This window comes from Pseudomonas sp. S2_A05 (assembly GCF_054668485.1).
The window spans coordinates 4,849,263-4,870,000 of sequence record NZ_CP162775.1; the positions used below are offsets into that span (position 1 = coordinate 4,849,263).

The following is a 20,738-nucleotide window of genomic DNA, read 5'->3' on the forward strand; positions in this document are numbered from 1 at the left end:
GAAACATGCGCCCATCTTAATTACAATCGACACTCACCGCAGCTATCGGCGACAGAGAGAGAACTAATCGTGTCCCTTCGCAAATACCAGAATCACACCCCCCGCTTGAGCAACGGCGCATTCGTCGACGGTTCGGCGGTGGTGATCGGCGACGTCGAAATTGGCGCAGACAGCTCGGTCTGGCCGCTGACGGTGATCCGTGGCGACATGCACCGCATCCGCATCGGTGCGCGCACCAGCGTGCAGGACGGCTGCGTGCTGCACATCACCCACGCCGGCCCGTTCAACCCGGACGGCTTTCCATTGCTGATCGGCGATGACGTGACCATCGCCCACAAGGTCATGCTGCACGGGTGCACCGTTGGCAGCCGCGTATTGATCGGCATGGGCAGCATCGTCATGGACGGTGCCGTGGTGGAAGACGATGTGATCATCGGCGCCGGCAGCCTGGTGCCGCCGGGCAAGCGCCTGCAGAGCGGCTTCCTGTATGTCGGCAGCCCGGTCAAGCAAGTGCGCCCGCTGACCGAAAAGGAAAACGCCTTCTTCACCTACAGCGCGGCGAATTACGTCAAACTCAAGGACCTGCATCTGGCCGAAGGCTACGACCAGCTCTGAATCGCCCTACACCTGCTCGGGAATTTCCATGCATTACCAGACTGTACTGTTCGACCTCGATGGCACCCTGACCGACCCGCGTGAGGGCATCACCCGCTCAATTCAATTTGCCTTGGCCAATCTCGGCATCGACGAGCCGGACCTGAGCAAACTGGAACACTTCATCGGCCCGCCGCTGCTGCAAGCGTTCATGCAGTTTTACGATTTCGACGAGGCCAAGGCCTGGGAAGCGGTGAATTTCTACCGTGAGCGCTTCAAGGTCACCGGCCTCTATGAGAATCGGGTGTTCGACGGGGTGACGCCGTTGCTGGAAACCTTGAGCGGGCAGGGGCGGCAGTTGTACATCGCCACCTCCAAACCGTGGGTGTTCGCCCGCGAGATCGCCCGGCACTTCGACTTCGCCCGCCACTTCAAGGTGATCTACGGCAGCGAGCTGGACGGCACGCGGACCAACAAGGTTGAGTTGATTGCGCATCTGCTTGAGGAAGAACGCCTGGACCCGGCACAGACCCTGATGATCGGTGATCGCAAGCATGACCTGATCGGCGCGCGCAGCAATGGTCTCGATGCAGCGGCGGTGGGCTATGGATTTGGCAGCTTCGAGGAATTGAACGCCGAATCACCGGCTTATCACTTCGAAACTTTGAATGCGTTGCATCAGGCTTTTTTGCAGCGCTGAGCAGATGGCTATCGCTGGCTTGCCAGCGATGAGGCCCGTTCAGCCGCTGGTGGACTCAGGAACTGCCAAGGCCCTCAAAGCCGCCTTACGCTCATCAACCGGCAATCGCCCCAACCGCTCAACCTCGGCATAGAACCTCAACCAATCCTCACCCACCTGCCTGAACAGCGCCGCAAACGCCGGCACCCACTGGTCATACAGCCCGAACGGCAACAGTCGCGCGTTGTTCAGCGGCGCATTGACCCAGGCGTCATAGCGCTTGTCCCCGGCCCACTGACTGTCGCGCGTTGCCTGATACTCCCGGCGCAAGCGCTCGAATTCAGCTGCTTTGTGCTCACGCATTTGCTCAACCGACAGCGGCTGCGCATACAGCGTCTCCAGTCGTGAACGCGTGGCGAGTACCAGTTCGATGAATTGGTCACGCTGCTTGAGCCTCGCATCCGACTCTGCCGGTAGCCCGCGAAAGGTGCGCCATTGCCGCGTACCTTCCTGCTCGACAAACGTGGCAAATGACTCGTTGAATTCGGTGTCGTCCTTCACATAGAACTTCTGGTGCGCCAGCTCATGAAAGATCAGCGTGGCCAGACGTTCGTCGCCCCAGCCCATCATCGAATTGAGGATCGGGTCATTGAACCAGCCGAGCGTCGAGTACGCCTCGACCCCGCCGATCGACACATCCATACCCTGCAAACGTTGAATCGCCGCTTCGCCACGGGCGGCGCTCTGGCTGTAGTAGCCGCGATAGGCCACGCAGCCGGCAATCGGGAAGCAGTGATTCTGCGGTGTCAGGGAGAACTCTTGAGTAGCGAACACATTCCACACCACGTAGGGGCGATGGATATCGGCGTACAGGCGATAGCTCTGGTTATCCGGCAAATGCAGATGCTCGCTGGCAAAGGTACGGGCCTTTTGTGATTGAGCCAGATGCGCGCGCAATTTGGCATCGCGGCTGGGGTCGGCAATGACCTTCTCCACCGGCTCCCGGGCGCGCAGCAATTGCAACTGGCCGCTGGCGAGCTGGCTGTAATAGCTGACGCTGGCGCAACCGTTGAGCAACAAAAACAACACACCCGGAAACAAAATCGGAAAAACGCGATCAAGTAACCCAAGGCTGGAAAACGGCCTGATCAAAATAAGAAATTCCCCGGAAAGTCTGCCCCAAGACTATCCCGCCTCAAGGAGCACCGCTATGCGCATGTTCATGCTGACAGGAGGCCTGCTGACGCTGGCCGGTTGTGCCGGATTCGGAATGCCCGACCCCGACCCCTCGCAAGCCTGGATCGATCTTGACGCTCGCCAACACGACACGGCGCTGCAAGCCGTTCAAGTCGATGCCACCCAGGCCATCGACAAACGCTATTTCGAAGTGCAGCCCGGCAGCCATGAGCTGAAGGTGCGCTATCAATTCCCGGTCGAGGCCACCAATATCGGCCCGACTGCCGAACCGCTGTGGCGCGATTGCCAGTTGAGCGTGAAATTCAAGGACTTCAACGCCGGCCAGCGCTATCAGCTGCAGGCTGGCAGCATCGGCTTCAGGCCTTGGGCCAAGCTGTATGACGAACAGCGCAAGGTTGTCGGTCAGGGCACACCGGCGGGCTGTCAGAGCAGTTGATCGGCGCTATGCTGGAAATCCCGTCTAAGGATATCGATCATGCGCAAGTTGACGACATTGCTGGCCGCCAGTGTGCTCGCCGGTTGTCAGAGCCCGTTGCCGGCGGCCGATCCAGACAAAGCCTGGGTCGACTTCGCCATGCCTACCCCCGGCGGCAAGGTGCTGATGGCCGAGCGCCTGGATAAACAGCGCTCGCGCGACGGACGGTTTTTTCAGGTGACGCCCGGTAGTCATGAGCTCACCGTGCGCTTTGACTTCGAAGTATTCGGGGGTGGTCAGGGCATGGATACCGATCCGCAAGAGCGGCTGTGTTACATGACCGTGCCCTATGAATACTTCGAGGCCGGGCAGCGTTACCGCCTTGAGGCCCGATCGCTGGCCTTCACGCCAAGTGCACGCTTGATCAATCGTCAGGGGCAGATCGTTGCCAACGAGCGGCAGATCAATTGCGTGCCGTGATAGGCAATCAGCTATCGTTTTTCTGATAGATGATTCGCTTGGTGCCGTTCTCGCAAGTACCGACGATCATGGCCGAGTCATGCTGCTTCGCCTCCTCCGCCGTGATGATTTCCAGGGTGTACGTTGGGACCGCTTTCGCCTGAATTTTAACCTCGATTTCCTTTCTGAGCTCTTCGCACTTCTTGGGGGCTGCGAAAGCGGAAGTGGCCAGTGCACTGCAAAGGATCGCCAAGCCAATACGTTTCATCGATGAAGCTCCTTGAGGCAGCGCGCACGGGTGTGCGCTGAAGCTGCTGTCGATTATTCGACCACAATTCTGCGGAGCGGGTTCTGACTTTGCTCACACCTTGTATTAATTGCCGGCCGCTGAGCAGGTTTCTAGACTGCCTTCGCGAGCAAGCTCGCTCCCCCACTGGATCTGCGCCGTGCACAAATCCCCTGTGGGAGCGAGCCTGCCCGCGAAAGCGTCAGCCCTGCAAACGCCCAATCAGCTGACCAGCGAAGCCTCGAGGGTGATCTTCGCGTTCAGCACTTTGGAAACCGGGCAACCTTCCTTGGCCTTGTTGCTCAGTTCTTCAAACTGCTGCTGAGTTGCGCCTGGAATCTTCGCCTTGAGAATCAGCTTTACCGCAGTGATTGCGAAGCCGCCGTCAACCTGATCGAGGGTGACTTCAGCGTTGGTGTCGATGCTGTCTGCCTTCAGGCCGGCATCGCCGAGAATCATCGAAAACGCCATGGAAAAGCAGCCGGCGTGGGCCGCGCCGATCAGTTCTTCCGGATTGGTACCCTTGCCGCCTTCAAAGCGCGCCTTGAAGCCGTACGGCGCTTCGCGCAGTACGCCGGTTTCGGTGGAGATCGAGCCGAGACCGGTTTTCAGATCGCCTTCCCAATGCGCCGATGCCTTTTTCACGATAGCCATGTCTGCCTCCTCAAATGTGGCGCGGGACGCCGCGCCTTCGCGGTTTTTACTAGCAAGGCTTCTGAGGATAGACGGCGGAACAAAGTTCAGCCTGGCTGAATCGTTGACTTTTTTAGTAGGAAATTTCGCCGCTGCTATTGAATCTCGGGTATATGCCCTCATTCCATAAAACACGCTTATGGATTTGGCAGGTTTTCGCTCGCAAGAAAAACCTGCCTCCCCACCCGGAGATGCAGGTTCATGAAAAAACTGTCCGACGTAAAATTTTCCACCCTCGACCTGGTGCCAGTGCGCGAAAACGGCAGCGCGGCGCAATCGCTGCGCAACTCGCTGGACCTGGCGCAGCATGCCGAGAAATTCGGCTACACGCGCTTCTGGGTCGCCGAACATCACAACATGGACGGCATCGCCAGTTCGGCAACTTCGGTGTTGCTCGGCTATCTGGCCGGAGGCACGTCGACGATCCGCGTCGGTTCCGGCGGGGTAATGCTGCCCAACCATGCGCCGCTGGTGATCGCCGAGCAGTTCGGCACCCTCGAGAGCCTGTACCCGGGACGGATCGACCTGGGTCTGGGCCGCGCGCCCGGCTCTGACCAGATGACCGCCCGCGCCTTGCGCCGTGAGCGCTCGGGCAGCGCTGACGACTTCCCTGAAGACGTTGCCGAACTGATGCGCTACCTCGGCCCGCGCACCCCGGAGCAACGGGTGATCGCCATGCCCGGCACCGGCACCAACGTGCCGGTCTGGCTGCTCGGCTCAAGCCTGTTCAGTGCGCAATTGGCGGGTGAGCGCGGCTTGCCTTACGCCTTCGCCTCGCACTTCGCGCCGCGCTTCATGCACGAGGCGATCCGCATCTACCGCAATCACTTCAAACCGTCGGCGGTGCTCGACAAGCCGTACGTGATGCTCGGCGTGCCGCTGGTGGCAGCGGATACCGATGAGCAAGCCGATTATCTGGCGACGTCGGTGTACCAGCGCATTCTTGCGCTGATGCGTGGTCAGAGCCTGGTGCAGCGTCCGCCGGTGAAAACCATGGACGGCCTGTGGCTGCCCCATGAACGTGAAGCGGTGGGCGATTTCCTCGGTCTCGCCATGGTCGGCGGCCCGCAGAAGATCCGCGCCAAGCTTGAGGTTTTGATCGAGCAGACCCAGGCGGACGAGCTGATTTTCACCAGTGATCTTTACGAACACGCCGATCGCATCCATTCCTACGAATTGCTGGCCCAAGTCATGAAGGGATAACGCGAGCCCTTGTAGGAGCTGTCGAGTGCAACGAGGCTGCGATCTTTTGATTATGATTTGAAATCAAGATCAAAAGATCGCAGCGTCCCGCAGCTCCTACCCGGAAAATCATCGTCCACAAAAAAGCCGACGCATCCACGTCGGCTTTTGTGTTTCAGGCGCAATCAACCTCGCTTGTAGACGATGTCCTTGCTGCCGCCTTCGCAACTGCCGACGACGTCGCCATCAACGGCCGCACCCTTGTCGACAACTTCCAGCGAATAACCGGATACGCCTTTGGCGTCGAGCTTCGCGGCGATTTCGCTTTTCAGCTCTTCACATGGCTTGCCGGCTGCAAACGCACCACCCGCAAGGCTCAACAAACCTACTGCCAACATGAACTTCTTCATCGGTCGCACTCCCTGGTCGGATTGAATGAGGCGGGCATCGGGTCATCCACCCGATGCGCTCACCTTGTAGCGCTTTGCCATTCCCTATGGCACTCGGCCAGCGCGCAAGTTCAGAAGACTAGCTCAAACTCAGCTGGCGGCAATCTTGAAGCCGACTTTCAGCGTTACCTGAAAGTGCGCCACCTGGCCGTTTTCGATGTGGCCACGGGTTTCGGTCACTTCAAACCATTCCAGATTGCGCAGGGTTTTGTTGGCTTCGGCCAGTGCGTTGTTGATGGCGTCTTCGATGCTGGTGGTGGACGAACCGACCAGCTCGACTTTCTTGTACGTGTGATGGTCACTCATGGCGTTCTCCTTGGGTTGGAATGGCGTGTGAAATTGAGCCTAGCAGGCAATTGCACTGTTGATTTCGGCGCCGCTGCGCTGCCGAAGTTCAGAATTTCTGCACTTTCTCGAAGTGGTGAAGTCCCAACCAACACACGCCACTCATCACCAATGCAGGAGAGCCACCATGGCCAACACCTCTTTACGTAAAGCCTCGTTGCAAAGCATGGAAGCCGAGATCGAGAGTCTGCTCAAATCGTTGGAAAGCTTGAAAGACGATGCTTCGGACGAGTCGCGCAAGACCCTCAAGGCGCTGAAAAGCAATGCCGAAAGTGCACTGAAACATTCCCGTCATCTGCTCAGCGACGCTTACGAAGAAGTCAAAGTGAAAACCCGCGAGACCGGCATTGCCACTCGTGACTATGCGCAGGAACACCCATGGACCACGGCTGGCGTGGCTGTCGGTGCAATCGGTCTGCTCGCCGCCTACTTTTTGTTCAAGCGCGGTGAGTGATCAGTCTGGCGCAGCTCGTTCTTGAGCCATTGCGCCAGTTGCCGGGCGCGTCCGTCTGCGGCGCGCTTGGGTAGCCACAACGCCAGTTGCGCCGGGGTTTCGCAGAAGCCCCATGGCGCAACCAGGCGTCCTGCCTTCAGATCTTCGGTTACCAGCGGCTCCGGCGCGATTGCCACGCCGAGACCTGCAACAGCCGCCTCCAGCAAATAATACAAATGCTCAAAACCTTGCCCGAGCTTCAACGCCTTGGGATCAAGGTGGTTTTGCTGTGCCCAGCTGGGCCAGGCTTGCGGGCGAGAGGTGGTGTGCAGCAAGGGCTGCTTGAGCAATTCTGCGCCAGGAGCGTCGTGCAGGTTCTGATAACCGCTGAATAACGGGCTCATCACCGGGCCGATGCGTTCCGCCGCCAGTTCATAGACCTGCATATCGGCCGGCCACGGTGGCTCGGCGAACAGCAATAGCGCATCGAGGCCCGGGCGCCGAGGGTCGAGATCGCCTTCACCGGCCGACAGGTGCAGTCGCAGATCAGGCAAATCGGCATTCAACCGCCCCAGGCGCGGAATGAACCAGCGCGCCAGCAGACTCCCCGAACAACCAAGCACGAATGGCGCATCGGCAGTGCTTTGGGTCAATTCCGCACAAACACTGCGCAAGCGATCGAACGCCTCTGCGCTGGCATCGCGCAGACGCACGCCGGCATCTGTGAGTTTCAAGCCGCGCCCATCCTTCACGAACAGACTCACGCCGAGATGTTCTTCAAGCGCTTTCAGCTGGCGGCTGACCGCGCCGTGAGTGACATGCAGCTGCTCGGCAGCCTGACTGACGCTGTTCAGACGGGCGGTGGCCTCGAAGGCGCGCAAGGCATTGAGCGGGGGAAGGTCGTGGCTCATGGTATCTGTGAGTTTTCCTGACAGGTTGCGGCGATCTTATCGGTTTTCAGCCTGGAAAGTCAGGGGTAGAGTGGTCGTCATTGTCTTCTGACCGAATTCACCTGGAGCGACCCATGACCCAGACTTCGAACACCTCTGATCTGCGTAACGGCCCTGACGCCAACGGCCTGTTCGGTGCGTTCGGTGGCCGTTATGTAGCGGAAACCCTGATGCCGTTGATCCTCGACCTGGCCCGCGAATACGAAGCGGCCAAGGAAGATCCGGCATTCAAAGAAGAATTGGCCTACTTCCAGCGTGATTACGTCGGACGTCCGAGCCCGCTGTATTTCGCCGAACGCCTGACCGAGTTCTGCGGCGGCGCCAAGATCTACCTCAAGCGTGAAGAGCTGAATCACACCGGCGCGCACAAGATCAACAACTGCATCGGCCAGATCCTGCTGGCGCGGCGCATGGGCAAGAAGCGCATCATCGCCGAGACCGGCGCCGGCATGCACGGCGTGGCCACGGCCACCGTCGCTGCGCGTTTCGGTCTGGACTGCGTGATCTACATGGGCACCACCGACATCGAACGTCAGCAGGCCAACGTCTTCCGCATGAAGCTGCTTGGCGCTGAAGTCATTCCGGTGGTGGCTGGCACCGGCACCCTGAAGGATGCGATGAACGAAGCCCTGCGTGACTGGGTGACCAACGTCGACAACACTTTCTATCTGATCGGCACTGTGGCCGGCCCACACCCTTATCCAGCAATGGTCCGCGACTTCCAGGCCGTCATCGGCAAGGAAACCCGCGATCAGCTGCAGGCTCAGGAAGGTCGTCTGCCGGACAGTCTGGTGGCATGCATCGGTGGCGGTTCCAACGCCATGGGCCTGTTCCACCCGTTCCTCGATGACAAGAGCGTGGAGATCATCGGCGTCGAAGCCGCCGGTTATGGCATCGAAACCGGCAAGCACGCGGCCAGTCTGAACGGCGGTGTGCCGGGCGTGCTGCACGGTAACCGCACTTTCCTGCTGCAGGACGACGATGGGCAGATCATCGACGCCCACTCGATTTCCGCTGGCCTCGACTATCCGGGCATCGGCCCTGAACACGCCTGGTTGCATGACATCGGCCGCGTCCAGTACACCTCGGTGACCGACGACGAAGCGCTTGAAGCGTTCCACAAATGCTGCCGTCTGGAAGGGATCATCCCTGCCCTGGAAAGCGCTCACGCCCTGGCCGAAGTGTTCAAACGTGCACCGAAGCTGCCGAAGGATCACCTGATGGTGGTCAACCTCTCGGGCCGTGGCGACAAGGACATGCAAACCGTGATGCACCATATGCAACAGTCGCAGCAGGAGAAACACTGATGAGCCGCCTGCAAACCCGCTTTGCCGACCTCAAGCAACAGAACCGCGCCGCGCTGGTGACCTTTGTCACCGCTGGCGATCCTGACTACGACACTTCGCTGGCAATCCTCAAAGGCCTGCCTGCCGCAGGTGCCGACGTGATCGAACTGGGCATGCCGTTCACCGATCCGATGGCCGATGGCCCGGCGATCCAGTTGGCCAATATCCGCGCACTGGGCGCCAAACAGAATCTGGCGAAAACCCTGCAAATGGTTCGCGAATTCCGTGAAGGCAACAGCGACACGCCGCTGGTGTTGATGGGTTACTTCAACCCGATCCACAAATTCGGCGTCGAGCGTTTCATCACAGAAGCCAAGGATGCCGGCGTCGATGGCCTGATCGTGGTCGACATGCCACCAGAGCACAATGAAGAACTGTGCGACCCGGCGCAGGCTGCCGGGCTGGATTTCATCCGCCTGACCACGCCGACCACCGACGACGCGCGTCTGCCGCGTGTGCTCAACGGTAGTTCCGGTTTTGTCTACTACGTGTCGGTCGCGGGTGTCACCGGCGCCGGTGCAGCGACTCTGGAACACGTGGAAGAGGCGGTTGCACGTCTGCGTCGGCATACCGACCTGCCGATCAGCATTGGCTTCGGTATCCGTACACCGGAGCAGGCTGCGGCCATCGCGCGTCTGGCTGACGGTGTGGTGGTGGGCTCGGCGCTGATTGATCACATCGCCAGTGCCGATACGCCTGAGCAGGCCATCGATGGCGTGTTGAGTCTGTGTTCGGCGCTGTCCCAAGGCGTGCGCAAGGCTCGCGTCTAAGGCCGCAGGGGAAAACAAAAAGGCTTCAGAACAGGCGTTCTGAAGCCTTTTTTGTGCTCAGGGCAATTGCAGTCCGCCCGAAGCCTTGTGCAGTTTGCGCAGATGCTCGCCAATCTGCTTGACGTTGGCCTCGCTGGCGGCAATCTCGGCGGCGCGCTTGGGTTCGAGCAGCTTGCGCACTTCAGTATCGAGGTCGCCGGACAGGGCGAGCAGCTTCTTCTGCCGTTGGCTGCTTTCCGCTTCCAGTCGGCCAAACTCGCTCGGCTGCGGTAGTCCGTAACCTTTGGAGTCGAGCAGTTCCGCCGGGCGGCTGAGGAAACCACTGTTGGCGAGGATCTCCTGCAAGGTCGCGTTGGCTTTGTCCATGCCGCCATTTTCCAGCTCGCGGGCGCCGAGGTAGCGTTGCTTGACCTCGTCCTGGGCCAGCAACAACTGCCGGCGGAAACTGGCTTGCTCCAGCAGCAACAGCGCCGCGCTGGTGCGCAGGTCGGCGCGGTCGAACCATTCGCGGCGTTGCTCAGCGCTGAGTGACAGCCAGTCTTCGACAGTGGTCTGCTTGATCGGCAGCTGCTTCTTCAATACATCGAACATCGCTTGATAGCGATCGCGGAACGAGTCGAAGCGGTAACCCAGACGCAGCGCTTCTTTCGGATCGTCGAGCACACTGGTGTCGGCCAGACCACGGCCCTTGAGCACTTCCAGCAAGCCGTTGGGCATGATGCTGTCGAGGCCGACCAGTTGGCTGTTGTTGCTGCCGCTGCGCAACAGTTTTAAACCTTCTACCGCGCAGTTGTTGGACAGGAAGAAATAGTTGCCGTCGTAGCTCCAGTGCATCTCGGCGGCATGTTCGACCACGCCCTCGATCTCCTCGCGAGACAGGTTCAGCGGCACTGAAGCGAGGCTGCGCAGCTCGGTCTTGGTGTATTCGTCGATCACCTGTGCCAGCGGCAACACGAACAGCCGCGACGGGTATTTGCCGACCAGTCCATCCCAGCTCGACAGCTGCACATCGCCAACGAAGGCGCGATAGGACAGCACCAGGTGCTGATCGAGGTCGAGGCGGCAATCCGGGCCGCGCGGGCGACCGGGGGCGCAGATCACCAGGCGCAGCATGCTGTGGCCCCAGCGACTGACCCAGTTCTGATTGGCCTCGGCCAGCAGGTAATCGACAGCGTAGACGCGCTCCGGATCGACTTGCCCCAGAGGCTGCTTGGCGAAGTCATTGCCCGCATTGAGAAAGGCAAAGCTCTTGCTGCAGGTGTCCCAGCGCTGGCGGCGCCCAGCCGAAATGTTCCTTGTAGTAGCGATACAGCGCCGGGCGGCGGCAGGCGTAGCTCGGGTCGAGGAGGAAGTACTCCATGTTGACCGCGACAAATTCCTTGGGACTGGAAATTTCGTAGAGGTCCGGGCTGCGAGCGATCTGCCGGTTATGTTGTTCACGCTCGCCACGGCGGCCGACGTATTGCTGCCACCCGGCGAGGTCAAGCAGGCGCGGGTCGTCGCTGATGGTGAAGCGGCGACCGTTCTGCCCGCGACACTCATCGGGAATGCCGATCAGCCCGGAGCTGTTGAAACGTCGGGTGCAGCGCTGGATCAACGCGCGTTCGGCGCTTGGCCATAAACGCGCGCGGTCGTAGATATGCGTGATTTCGTGCAGCACTGTGGCTAGCAGTTCCTGGCGCACAGTGCCGTGGGGGCGATTGGTTTTCTCTTTCGCCGCGCTGCCATCGGTGAGAGCTGCGAGAAGCTTGCGATTCAGATCAAGTTCGGCAACCAGCGTCGCCTGCCCGTAAGCATTGGCCGGCATGTCGTCGGTCCAGCCGACATCGATACGCCGATCCAGCCGCTCGATGAAGCTCGGCGGCAGTTTCGCCATGGCCTCATCAATCAGCGCCTGACTGGCCTGTTGTTGAGCCGGGCTCAGACCCTCGGTCTTGAGCCGCAATTGCAGGCCGGCGTGGGCGCTGTTGCCAAGCAGCAACAACGCCCCGGCCAGCAGCCAGGCGCCAACGGACCTCACAGTGCGAGGATGGCTTCGGCGAGTACCTGGTCACTGGCGTCGCGCGCTTCCGGCACCCGTGTACGCAATGTGTTGAGAGCGGCCTCGAGGTGCGCGCCACGGATGTCGCCGTTGCTGGCGACGAAACTGGCGGCGTCGTCGTGGGCTTCGCGGATGATTTTCGAATCGCGAATCGACGTGGTGGTATCGGAGGTGAAATCGATGCTGCGCTGGGAGGCACGAACGATGATGTTACTGGTGGCTACCAGGGTGTGCGCCTGGGCCACATCGGCCAACACAAACAGGCCAAGGGCGGCAGCAATCAGCGGGCTACGCATGGAACGACTCCGGAAGGACAAGGATAACTATTGGACGAGAATTGCTTCTGCCAGTTCAAGGTCGCTGGCATGAAGTTTCGGCCGGGTTTTGCGCAGGTAATGCAGCGCGGATTCCAGCCGTGCGCCTCGCCATTCACCGTCACTGGCGACGAAGGCGGCCGCGTCATCATGGGCGGCGAGCAGCAGTTTACGGTCGAACGGCGCAGAAGACACCATGCTGGTGGCGTAACCGCTGACAACCGTGCCTTGGGTCGATGCATTGAAAGCATCGAAGGCGTTTGCAGACATCGCCCAGCAGGCGCTGAACAAGGCAGAAGAGATGAGCAGATTTGGAAGAAAGCGCATGGGACTCGACAACTGTTAGCGAGCCTGAAGGCTAGCGCAAATGCCCGGGCCAGAGCCAGCGTTGAAACATCGGGACACGGCTGGCGTGTCCCGCAATACCGCAAGCGATCAGAGCGTCAGAATGGCCTGAGCCAATTGGGCATCGGTGGCATTGAGTTGTGGCGCCTGATGGCGGATGTGATCGAGCGCGCTTTCCAGTTTCACACCACGGATATCGCCTTCGCTGGCCACGAAGCTGGCGGCATCGTCGCGGGCGGCGAGGACGATCTTGTCGTCACGGAACGAGGAGGTCACATCGGAAGTGGCGTCGGAAGTGGCTTTCAGCGCGCCGACGATCGAGTCGGTGGTGACGATGAAACTGGTAGCACTGGCGTTGGCAGCCACGGCCAGCAGGGCGGCGGCACTGAGCAGGCGAAGACGGGTCATGATGTAACTCCTTTGGATAAACCGTAGTGAGAGGTGGCTCGGTATCTGAGGAGTCAGACGCCTGTTGCGCAACGTTCGCCACGTTCTGCATGGATATTAGGCTGCCAAATCCGGTTCGCCCAGTGGTGGCCAGTGATACTCCAAAGGTTCTGCATAACTGTACTGGTGTTATCTGAGGCTTTCGTGAATTGTACCTGTACTCATTCAGTTATGCGTTTTAGAGCATTCAAGGCCCTGAAACGACAAAACCCGTCGTGGTTGCCCACGACGGGTTTTGCTTGTGCAATTCGGGTTGCTGGCGGTGGGTCTGACGACCAGAGCCAGCGACGCTGCTTAGCGCCAGAACGGCTTGCTCAGCTCTTCGTAGCGTTGTGCTTCGCTGATACCGGCGTCGGCCAGCAGACGCGAATCCAGACGGGCCAGTTGGTGGCGGCTGGAGATGCGGCGCTGCCACAACATCAGGTTGGCGATAACGCGCAGAGGCAGGGAAGCCTGGGTGTTTACAGCTTTGTCTTCGAAGAACAGTTCGGAACTGAGTGTACGTTCCATGGTTGACATCCTTCCGCTTGTGGCGGGATCAGGTAGTGGTTTGACTGGTGCCCATGATCCTCTCGTTTGGATAGTCTCTGTAGATACAGTTCATTTGTATTGTGAGTGAGCAGTTAACTGTTTATGGATGGTGTACGGGTCGAAATTGGGCAAACTGTACCTGTCTGCACTTGATTGGTGCATTTCGGCTCGTATCAGGGGGTTGAGTAGGAGTTTGCGGTAGGAAAAGACCGGTACAGCAGTACAGTTTTTTGCGATCCTGCTTCTCGCGGGCATCCACCGAGGCAAAACTGTGTTTGCCTCGGTGGGTATCTGTGTGAATCACACTGCCAGCATGCGCCCGGTTTCTTCCAGGTTCATATGCCAGCTCAGGGCTTCGCGCAGAATATGCGGGGTGTGACCGCCGATTGCACAGGCAGCGCTGAAGTAGTCATTCAGTGCCTGGCGGAAGTCCGGATGCACACAGTTGTCGATGATCACTCGCGCACGCTCCCTTGGCGCGAGGCCGCGTAAATCGGCCAGCCCGACCTCGGTCACCAGGATGTCGACGTCATGCTCGGTATGGTCGACGTGGCTGACCATCGGCACCACGCTGGAGATGGCGCCACCCTTGGCGATCGATTTGGTCACGAATACCGCCAGATGCGCATTGCGCGCGAAGTCGCCGGAGCCGCCGATGCCGTTCATCATCCGCGTACCGCAGACATGGGTAGAGTTGACGTTGCCGTAGATATCAAACTCCAGCGCAGTGTTGATGCCAATGATGCCCAGGCGCCGCACCACTTCCGGGTGATTGGAGATCTCCTGCGGCCGCAGAATCAGTTTGTCCTTGTACTTCTCCAGGTTGCCGAACACGTCGCTGTTGCGGCGCTCGGACAGGGTGATCGAACTGCCCGAGGCGAAGCTCAGCTTGCCGGCATCGATCAGGTCGAAAGTCGAATCCTGGAGCACTTCCGAGTACATGGTCAGGTCTTCGAACGGCGAGTCGATCAAGCCGCACATCACCGCGTTGGCGATGTTGCCGATGCCGGCCTGCAGTGGGCCAAGCTTGTTGGTCATGCGCCCGGCCGCGACTTCCTGCTTGAAAAAAGTGATCAGGTGTTCAGCGATGGCATTGGTGTCAACGTCCGGTACCGATACTGTGGATGGCGAGTCCGACTGCTGAGTGATGACAATCGCAACGATCTTCTCCGGCGGAATCGGAATTGCCGTGCTGCCGATGCGATCGTCGACTTTCACCAGCGGGATTGGTGTGCGCGTCGGGCGGTACGTCGGGATATAAATGTCGTGCAGGCCTTCGAGGTTGGCGTTGTGGGCCAGGTTGATCTCGACGATCACTTGTTTGGCGAAGATCGCGAAGCTGGCCGAGTTGCCCACCGAAGTGGTCGGCACGATATGGCCTTGTTCGGTGATGGCGATTGCCTCGATGACGGCAATGTCCGGCAGCTTCAATTGCTGGTTGCGCAACTGCTCGACCGTTTCCGAGAGATGCTGGTCAATGAACATCACTTCACCGGCGTTGATTGCCTTGCGCAACGTGCTGTCGACCTGAAACGGCATGCGCCGCGACAGCACGCCGGCCTCGGTCAGTTGCTTGTCGAGGTCGTTGCCCAGGCTGGCGCCAGTCATCAGGCTGATCTTCAGCGGCGTGACCTTGGCGCGCTCGGCCAGTGCGTGGGGAACGGCTTTGGCTTCGCCGGCGCGGGTGAAACCGCTCATGCCGACGGTCATGCCGTCCTCAATCAGAGCGGCAGCGTCGGCAGCGCTCATCACTTTGTCCAACAACGAAGGCAGGCGAATACGGTCACGGTACATGGATTATTATCTCGGGCAACGAGTAGCAGGATGCGCAGTCTAGTGAATTTGGCCGGCGCCTGTCCCGCTACCAAGGTCGCAAACGAGGCCTCTATTTCGCGGGTTTGCAGTAAAACACCGTTACCGGATCTGCAACAACGCGGCAAATTGTCCAGCGTCTGGCGCAAACAAAAACGCCCCGACAAGTCGGGGCGTTCGTTATTGCAACGGGTGATTACTCGACCGCTTTGACCATGTCTTCGATGACTTTCTTCGCATCGCCGAAAACCATCATGGTTTTGTCCAGATAGAACAGTTCGTTGTCCAGGCCGGCGTAGCCGCTGGCCATCGAGCGCTTGTTGACGATGATGGTCTTGGCCTTGAACGCTTCGAGAATCGGCATACCGGCAATCGGTGACTTCGGATCGTTCTTCGCGGCCGGGTTGACCACGTCGTTCGCGCCGAGCACCAGCACCACGTCGGCCTGACCGAACTCGGAGTTGATGTCTTCCATCTCGAACACCTGGTCGTAAGGCACTTCGGCCTCGGCGAGCAGGACGTTCATGTGCCCAGGCATGCGACCGGCCACCGGGTGAATCGCGTACTTCACGGTTACGCCGCGATGGGTCAGCTTCTCGGTCAATTCCTTCAGTGCGTGTTGTGCACGGGCCACTGCCAGACCGTAACCCGGGACGATGATCACGGTGTCGGCGTTGGTCAGCAGGAAGGTTGCGTCGTCAGCCGAGCCGGATTTCACCGGGCGGGCTTCCTGCGCACCGACAGGACCTGCATCGGCTGTGTTGCCGAAACCGCCTAGCAGCACATTGAAGAAGGAGCGGTTCATTGCCTTGCACATGATGTACGAGAGGATCGCACCGCTCGAACCCACCAGCGAGCCGGCAATGATCAACATCGAGTTGTTCAGCGAGAAGCCGATGCCCGCCGCCGCCCAGCCGGAATAGCTGTTGAGCATCGACACCACCACCGGCATGTCAGCGCCGCCGATCGGGATGATGATCAGCACGCCCATCACGAACGCCAGCGCCAGCATCAGTGCGAACGCCGTAAGGTTGCCGGTGAACATGAAAGTCAGACCGAGAACCAGCGTTGCCAGACCCAGAATCGCATTGAGCTTGTGCTGGCCACTGAACTGTACCGGTGCGCCCTGGAACAGGCGGAACTTGTACTTGCCCGAGAGCTTGCCAAAGGCAATCACCGAACCGGAGAAAGTGATCGCACCGATTGCCGCACCGAGGAACAGCTCCAGACGGTTGCCCGCCGGGATCGCATCGCCCAACTGTTTAACGATACCCAACGACTGCGGCTCAACCACTGCCGCAATGGCAATGAACACCGCCGCGAGGCCGATCATGCTGTGCATGAACGCTACCAGTTCCGGCATCTTGGTCATTTCAACGCGCTTGGCCATGATCGAACCGGCGGTGCCGCCGATCAGCAGGCCGACGATCACATAACCGATGCCAGCCGTGGCCAGTTCAGCGCCCAACTTATAGATCAGGCCCACCGTTGTGATGATGGCCAGCGCCATGCCAAGCATGCCGAACAGGTTGCCGCGCCGCGAGGTGGTCGGGTGGGACAGGCCTTTGAGGGCCTGGATAAAGCAGATCGACGCGATCAGGTAGAGCGTCGTCACGAGATTCATGCTCATTACTTCGGCGCCTCTTCTTTTGCTTTCGGGGCTTTCTTTTTGAACATCTCAAGCATGCGGCGAGTGACCAGGAAGCCACCGAACACATTGACCGCCGCCAGTGCCACAGCCAGCGTGCCCATGGTCTTGCCCAAAGGCGTGACTGTCAGCGCAGCGGCGAGCATGGCGCCGACGATCACGATCGCGGAAATGGCGTTTGTGACTGCCATCAACGGCGTGTGCAGCGCAGGTGTAACGTTCCAGACCACGTGGTAACCGACATAAATCGCCAGCACGAAGATGATCAGGTTGTAGATACCGGGGGAGATAAGCTCTTCCATCGTCTGAATCCCTGCTTAGGCGTTTTTGCGGATGACTTGGCCGTCGCGGCACATCAGGCACGCGGCGACGATGTCGTCTTCGAGGTTGACGTCGAACTGGCCTTCCTTGGTGAACACCAGCTTGAGGAAGTCCAGCAGGTTGCGTGCGTACAGCGCCGAAGCGTCGGCGGCGACTTCACCGGCGAGGTTGGTCGGACCGACGATCGTCACACCGTTTTCCACAACGACCTGATCGGCGACGGTCAGCGGACAGTTGCCACCCTGAGCGGCCGCGAGGTCGATGACCACCGAGCCCGGCTTCATCTGCGCCACGGTCTCGGCGCTGAGCAGCGTCGGCGCCTTGCGGCCCGGAATCAGCGCGGTGGTGATGACGATATCGGCCTGCTTGGCGCGCTCGTGCACGGCCTGGGCCTGACGCTGCATCCAGCTCGCCGGCATCGGCCGCGCGTAACCGCCGACACCGACGGCGCATTCGCGCTCTTCATCGGTCTCGTAAGGCACGTCGACGAACTTCGCGCCGAGGGATTCGATCTGTTCCTTCACCGCTGGGCGCACGTCGGACGCTTCGATCACCGCACCCAGGCGTTTCGCCGTGGCAATCGCCTGCAAACCGGCCACGCCCGCGCCAAGAATCAGCACCCGCGCCGCTTTCACGGTACCCGCAGCAGTCATCAGCATCGGCATGAAGCGTGGGTAATAGTGAGCCGCGAGCAACACCGCTTTGTAGCCGGCGATATTCGCCTGCGACGACAACACATCAAGACTCTGCGCCCGCGAGGTGCGCGGCGCCGCTTCGAGGGCGAATGCGGTAATGCCGCATTCGGCCATCTTCGCGATGGTCTCGTTGTTGAACGGGTTGAGCATGCCCACCAGCACCGTGCCGCGCTTGATCAGCGGCAGTTCGGCATCGCTTGGCGCGACCACTTTGAGAATCAGCTCGGCGCCAAACGCGTCATTGGCGCTGCCAATGCTTGCGCCGGCCGCTTCATAGGCACTGTCGACGACACTGGCTTTGACGCCAGCGCCGCTTTGCACAGTGACCTTATGGCCTTGGCTGATCAGCTTCTTGATGGTTTCCGGGGTTGCAGCAACCCGTGTTTCACCGGTCTGGGTTTCGAGAGGAACACCAATGTGCACGTCAAATCTCCTGCGTGATCTTATTGAGTAAACCCATGCACTACGGATGGTGCGACTGGGGCGGCCGATCAGCACGATCCCGCCGAATCAGGGCGGGGCGCGGCATTTTGCAGGCGAACTTTATGCCCTTCAAGGGATTATGACGGGTGACGGAAAATTAACTACAAGTCATGCCGTGACCGAATGTCGCAGATGGCCAGTTGAACCCCTTGCAGGCCGTGCCCTGCAAGGATTCTGGCTGAATTTGAAAAAAATTCGCATCGGTGGCGTGAATAGGCAGCAATGAGTCGCCATTAGAGGCTCAAAGCCACGTGTTTGGCAGCTTGTGGGACGTCTGTACGACTTTCGGATACAGTCTGCTCAGAAGCGACAAATAGTTATATCTGTAGGGCTTTTGTTTTTCTGACTACGGGGTTAGGTATTGCGCAAAGCCTTTATTCTTCTAGGCTGTAGCTCTGCGCCTGATTTACCAGCCAGTCACGAAATGCCTTCAGCGATGCCGATTCGACCTTTCGCTCCGGAATCATCAGGTAATAGGCCTTGATGCTGGAGAGCGCTTGAGAGTTGGCAACCACCAGACGTTTCTCTGTCAGCTCGCGCTGAATCAGAAACGGCGGAATCAGCGCAACGCCCATGTCGTGCATGGCTGCCTGGGCAAGCATGGAGAATAGCTCGTAGCGTGGACCTGTCATGTCGCGAGGGATATTCAGTTGCTGCGAGTTGAACCATTGGCGCCAGGCGTAAGGTCGGGTGGTTTGCTGCAGCAGCGGTAGTTCAGCGATGGCTTGCGCTGTCAGATGCTTGCGATCGCCGAGTAGGGCGGGGCTGCACACCGGCATCGGATTCTCGCCCATCAATCTGTGGGATTCGGTACCCGACCAGTCGGCGTCGCCGAAGTAAATCGCGGCATCGAATTCGGTGTCGGCAAACAGGAACGGCCGGGTGCGGTTGGTCAGGTTGACGGTCACTTCCGGGTGCTTGAGCTGGAAATCCTTGAGCCGTGGCAGCAGCCATTGCGTGCCGAAGGTCGGGACGACTGCGAGCTCGATGACGTTGGTGCCCTGCTGGCCCATCACGGAAAGGGTGTCGCGCTCCACTGCATCGAGCTGAGTCGCCACCCGACGGCTATATGAAAGACCCGCCTCGGTCAGTTTCACTCCACGTCGCGAGCGTCGGAACAGTTCCACGCTGAGGAAGTCTTCCAGGCTGGCGATCTGTCGGCAAATGGCGCCTTGGGTGAGCGACAGTTCTTCAGCAGCACGGGTAAAGCTCTCATGGCGGGCGGCAGCTTCGAAACTGATCAGGGCGGCGGTGCTGGGGATCTTCCTGCGCATGTACGTCAACCTCACTAATGCGCCGCATAAAAGGCTATTCGCGACGGTACGGAGTGAGAAATTAGCACAACAGAATGCGAAATCCTCGTTTGCTCCGACGGCGAACCGCGCCTAGGATCAATGCCACGTTAATTCACCCGATTGCGAGGGCACACTCATGGGCGGTAAAGCTAGCTTCAACTGGATCGATCCCCTGCTGCTGGATCAACAGCTCACCGAAGAAGAGCGGATGATCCGCGACACCGCCGCGCAGTTCGCTCAACAGAGTCTCGCCCCGCGTGTGCTCGAAGCTTTCCGTCATGAAAAGACCGACCCGGCAATCTTCCGCGAGATGGGTGAAGTCGGCCTGCTCGGTGCGACCATTCCCGAACAATACGGTGGCAGTGGTCTGAACTATGTCAGCTACGGCCTGATTGCCCGTGAGGTCGAGCGCGTCGACTCCGGCTATCGCTCGATGATGAGCGTGCAGTCCTCGCTAGTGATGGTGCCGATCAACGAATTCGGTACCGAAGCACAGAAGCAGAAGTACCTGCCGAAACTGGCTTCCGGCGAATGGATCGGTTGCTTCGGTCTGACCGAGCCGAACCACGGTTCCGATCCGGGCGCGATGATAAGCCGGGCGCGCAAGGTCGATGGCGGCTACAGCCTGACTGGCGCGAAGATGTGGATCACCAACAGCCCGATCGCTGACGTATTCGTGGTCTGGGCCAAGGACGATGCTGGCGACATCCGTGGTTTCGTTCTGGAGAAAGGCTGGAAAGGTCTGAGCGCTCCGGCGATTCACGGTAAGGTCGGCCTGCGCGCTTCCATCACCGGCGAGATCGTCATGGACAATGTGTTCGTGCCGGAAGAAAACATCTTCCCGGACGTCCGAGGTCTGAAAGGTCCGTTCACCTGCCTCAACTCCGCACGCTACGGCATTTCCTGGGGGGCGCTGGGCGCGGCCGAGTTCTGCTGGCACACCGCGCGTCAATACACTCTGGATCGTCAGCAATTCGGTCGACCGTTGGCCGCGACTCAACTGGTACA

General features: G+C 59.6%; 24 protein-coding genes and 1 pseudogene (1 of these 25 only partly in view). 9 read left to right on the forward strand and 16 right to left on the reverse strand.

The annotated features are described in order from the left end of the window. Positions 1-69: 69 nt before the first annotated feature. A complete protein-coding gene (locus AB4O12_RS22125; protein WP_150637331.1) occupies positions 70-615 on the forward strand; it encodes a gamma carbonic anhydrase family protein in 546 nt (181 codons plus the stop codon). Between the two features lie 28 nt (positions 616-643). Then, positions 644-1,294: an HAD family hydrolase gene (locus AB4O12_RS22130; protein ID WP_150743239.1), complete on the forward strand. Its 651-nt coding sequence runs from the start codon at positions 644-646 to the stop codon at positions 1,292-1,294. Between the two features lie 39 nt (positions 1,295-1,333). Here AB4O12_RS22130 and AB4O12_RS22135 read toward each other — a convergent pair whose 3' ends face one another. Then, positions 1,334-2,425, reverse strand: coding sequence for an aminopeptidase (locus tag AB4O12_RS22135; RefSeq protein ID WP_460059740.1), 1,092 nt, complete (start codon positions 2,423-2,425; stop codon positions 1,334-1,336). Positions 2,426-2,483: 58 nt separating this feature from the next. On the opposite strand from AB4O12_RS22135, the gene AB4O12_RS22140 reads away from it, so the two are divergent. Further along, positions 2,484-2,906 (forward strand): PA0061/PA0062 family lipoprotein, encoded by a 423-nt coding sequence (locus tag AB4O12_RS22140; RefSeq protein ID WP_056791288.1) that lies wholly within the window; start codon positions 2,484-2,486, stop codon positions 2,904-2,906. 39 nt (positions 2,907-2,945) lie between these two features. Beyond that, entirely contained in the window at positions 2,946-3,365 is a 420-nt protein-coding gene (locus AB4O12_RS22145; RefSeq protein WP_252887085.1) for a PA0061/PA0062 family lipoprotein, read from the forward strand. Positions 3,366-3,372: 7 nt separating this feature from the next. On the opposite strand, the gene AB4O12_RS22150 is transcribed toward AB4O12_RS22145, so the two are convergent. Further along, a complete protein-coding gene (locus AB4O12_RS22150) occupies positions 3,373-3,612 on the reverse strand; it encodes a DUF1161 domain-containing protein (RefSeq protein WP_252887086.1) in 240 nt (79 codons plus the stop codon). A gap of 240 nt (positions 3,613-3,852) precedes the next feature. Further along, positions 3,853-4,284 (reverse strand): OsmC family protein, encoded by a 432-nt coding sequence (locus AB4O12_RS22155; RefSeq protein WP_016772308.1) that lies wholly within the window; start codon positions 4,282-4,284, stop codon positions 3,853-3,855. Positions 4,285-4,524: 240 nt separating this feature from the next. Here AB4O12_RS22155 and AB4O12_RS22160 point away from each other — a divergent pair, with 240 nt between their 5' ends. Further along, the gene (locus AB4O12_RS22160) at positions 4,525-5,526 is read left to right on the forward strand and encodes an LLM class flavin-dependent oxidoreductase (protein ID WP_056791299.1); all 1,002 of its coding nucleotides are present in this window, start codon (positions 4,525-4,527) and stop codon (positions 5,524-5,526) included. Positions 5,527-5,690: 164 nt separating this feature from the next. Here the strand turns inward: AB4O12_RS22160 and AB4O12_RS22165 are convergent, their stop codons facing one another. Both AB4O12_RS22165 and AB4O12_RS22170 read right to left on the reverse strand, forming a co-directional pair. After that, positions 5,691-5,915, reverse strand: a complete 225-nt coding sequence (locus AB4O12_RS22165; RefSeq protein WP_056791302.1) for a DUF1161 domain-containing protein — start codon at positions 5,913-5,915, stop codon at positions 5,691-5,693. 129 nt (positions 5,916-6,044) lie between these two features. After that, complete coding sequence (locus AB4O12_RS22170) at positions 6,045-6,260, reverse strand: dodecin (RefSeq protein ID WP_016772305.1); 216 nt, start codon at positions 6,258-6,260, stop codon at positions 6,045-6,047. A gap of 166 nt (positions 6,261-6,426) precedes the next feature. Between AB4O12_RS22170 and AB4O12_RS22175 the strand changes: the two genes are divergently transcribed. Then, a complete protein-coding gene (locus AB4O12_RS22175; protein WP_039757078.1) occupies positions 6,427-6,753 on the forward strand; it encodes an ElaB/YgaM/YqjD family protein in 327 nt (108 codons plus the stop codon). Here AB4O12_RS22175 and AB4O12_RS22180 read toward each other — a convergent pair. After that, entirely contained in the window at positions 6,726-7,643 is a 918-nt protein-coding gene (locus AB4O12_RS22180; protein ID WP_460059741.1) for a LysR family transcriptional regulator, read from the reverse strand. The two genes, AB4O12_RS22175 and AB4O12_RS22180, sit on opposite strands and share 28 nt — an antisense overlap. A 113-nt stretch (positions 7,644-7,756) precedes the next feature. Here AB4O12_RS22180 and trpB point away from each other — a divergent pair, with 113 nt between their 5' ends. Both trpB and trpA read left to right on the forward strand, forming a co-directional pair. Continuing rightward, the gene (gene trpB, locus AB4O12_RS22185; RefSeq protein WP_016772302.1) at positions 7,757-8,989 is read left to right on the forward strand and encodes a tryptophan synthase subunit beta; all 1,233 of its coding nucleotides are present in this window, start codon (positions 7,757-7,759) and stop codon (positions 8,987-8,989) included. Beyond that, positions 8,989-9,798, forward strand: coding sequence for a tryptophan synthase subunit alpha (gene trpA / locus AB4O12_RS22190; RefSeq protein WP_252868560.1), 810 nt, complete (start codon positions 8,989-8,991; stop codon positions 9,796-9,798). The genes trpB and trpA overlap by 1 nt, the downstream gene beginning before the upstream one ends. A gap of 57 nt (positions 9,799-9,855) precedes the next feature. On the opposite strand, the pseudogene AB4O12_RS22195 reads toward trpA, so the two are convergent. The 10 genes and pseudogenes from AB4O12_RS22195 to AB4O12_RS22240 form a co-directional block, all read right to left on the reverse strand. After that, positions 9,856-11,818, reverse strand: a pseudogene (locus AB4O12_RS22195) (DUF7844 domain-containing protein). Beyond that, on the reverse strand, positions 11,815-12,135 hold the full coding sequence (locus tag AB4O12_RS22200; RefSeq protein ID WP_041476450.1) for a DUF2388 domain-containing protein: 321 nt from the start codon (positions 12,133-12,135) through the stop codon (positions 11,815-11,817). Before AB4O12_RS22200 ends, AB4O12_RS22195 begins: the two are co-directional and overlap by 4 nt. A gap of 27 nt (positions 12,136-12,162) precedes the next feature. Then, entirely contained in the window at positions 12,163-12,480 is a 318-nt protein-coding gene (locus AB4O12_RS22205; protein ID WP_024015031.1) for a DUF2388 domain-containing protein, read from the reverse strand. Between the two features lie 108 nt (positions 12,481-12,588). Further along, positions 12,589-12,906, reverse strand: a complete 318-nt coding sequence (locus AB4O12_RS22210) for a DUF2388 domain-containing protein (protein ID WP_016772298.1) — start codon at positions 12,904-12,906, stop codon at positions 12,589-12,591. Between the two features lie 333 nt (positions 12,907-13,239). Further along, complete coding sequence (locus tag AB4O12_RS22215; protein ID WP_007911656.1) at positions 13,240-13,455, reverse strand: DUF1127 domain-containing protein; 216 nt, start codon at positions 13,453-13,455, stop codon at positions 13,240-13,242. A 321-nt stretch (positions 13,456-13,776) separates the two neighbouring features. Then, positions 13,777-15,270, reverse strand: a complete 1,494-nt coding sequence (locus tag AB4O12_RS22220) for an acetyl-CoA hydrolase/transferase family protein (RefSeq protein ID WP_353188157.1) — start codon at positions 15,268-15,270, stop codon at positions 13,777-13,779. A 214-nt stretch (positions 15,271-15,484) separates the two neighbouring features. Continuing rightward, complete coding sequence (locus AB4O12_RS22225) at positions 15,485-16,918, reverse strand: NAD(P)(+) transhydrogenase (Re/Si-specific) subunit beta (protein ID WP_252882954.1); 1,434 nt, start codon at positions 16,916-16,918, stop codon at positions 15,485-15,487. Next, positions 16,918-17,238, reverse strand: a complete 321-nt coding sequence (locus AB4O12_RS22230) for an NAD(P) transhydrogenase subunit alpha part 2 (protein ID WP_003220416.1) — start codon at positions 17,236-17,238, stop codon at positions 16,918-16,920. The genes AB4O12_RS22225 and AB4O12_RS22230 overlap by 1 nt, the downstream gene beginning before the upstream one ends. Before the next feature lie 15 nt (positions 17,239-17,253). Further along, complete coding sequence (locus tag AB4O12_RS22235; RefSeq protein WP_041476446.1) at positions 17,254-18,375, reverse strand: Re/Si-specific NAD(P)(+) transhydrogenase subunit alpha; 1,122 nt, start codon at positions 18,373-18,375, stop codon at positions 17,254-17,256. Between the two features lie 434 nt (positions 18,376-18,809). Further along, complete coding sequence (locus tag AB4O12_RS22240) at positions 18,810-19,709, reverse strand: LysR family transcriptional regulator (protein ID WP_041476445.1); 900 nt, start codon at positions 19,707-19,709, stop codon at positions 18,810-18,812. A gap of 157 nt (positions 19,710-19,866) precedes the next feature. Here AB4O12_RS22240 and AB4O12_RS22245 point away from each other — a divergent pair, with 157 nt between their 5' ends. Then, positions 19,867-20,738, forward strand: partial view of an acyl-CoA dehydrogenase gene (locus AB4O12_RS22245; protein WP_024015035.1) — the 5' portion only. 310 nt of this gene lie beyond the right edge of the window; only the first 872 of its 1,182 coding nucleotides appear in the window; it begins with the start codon at positions 19,867-19,869; its stop codon lies beyond the right edge, outside the window.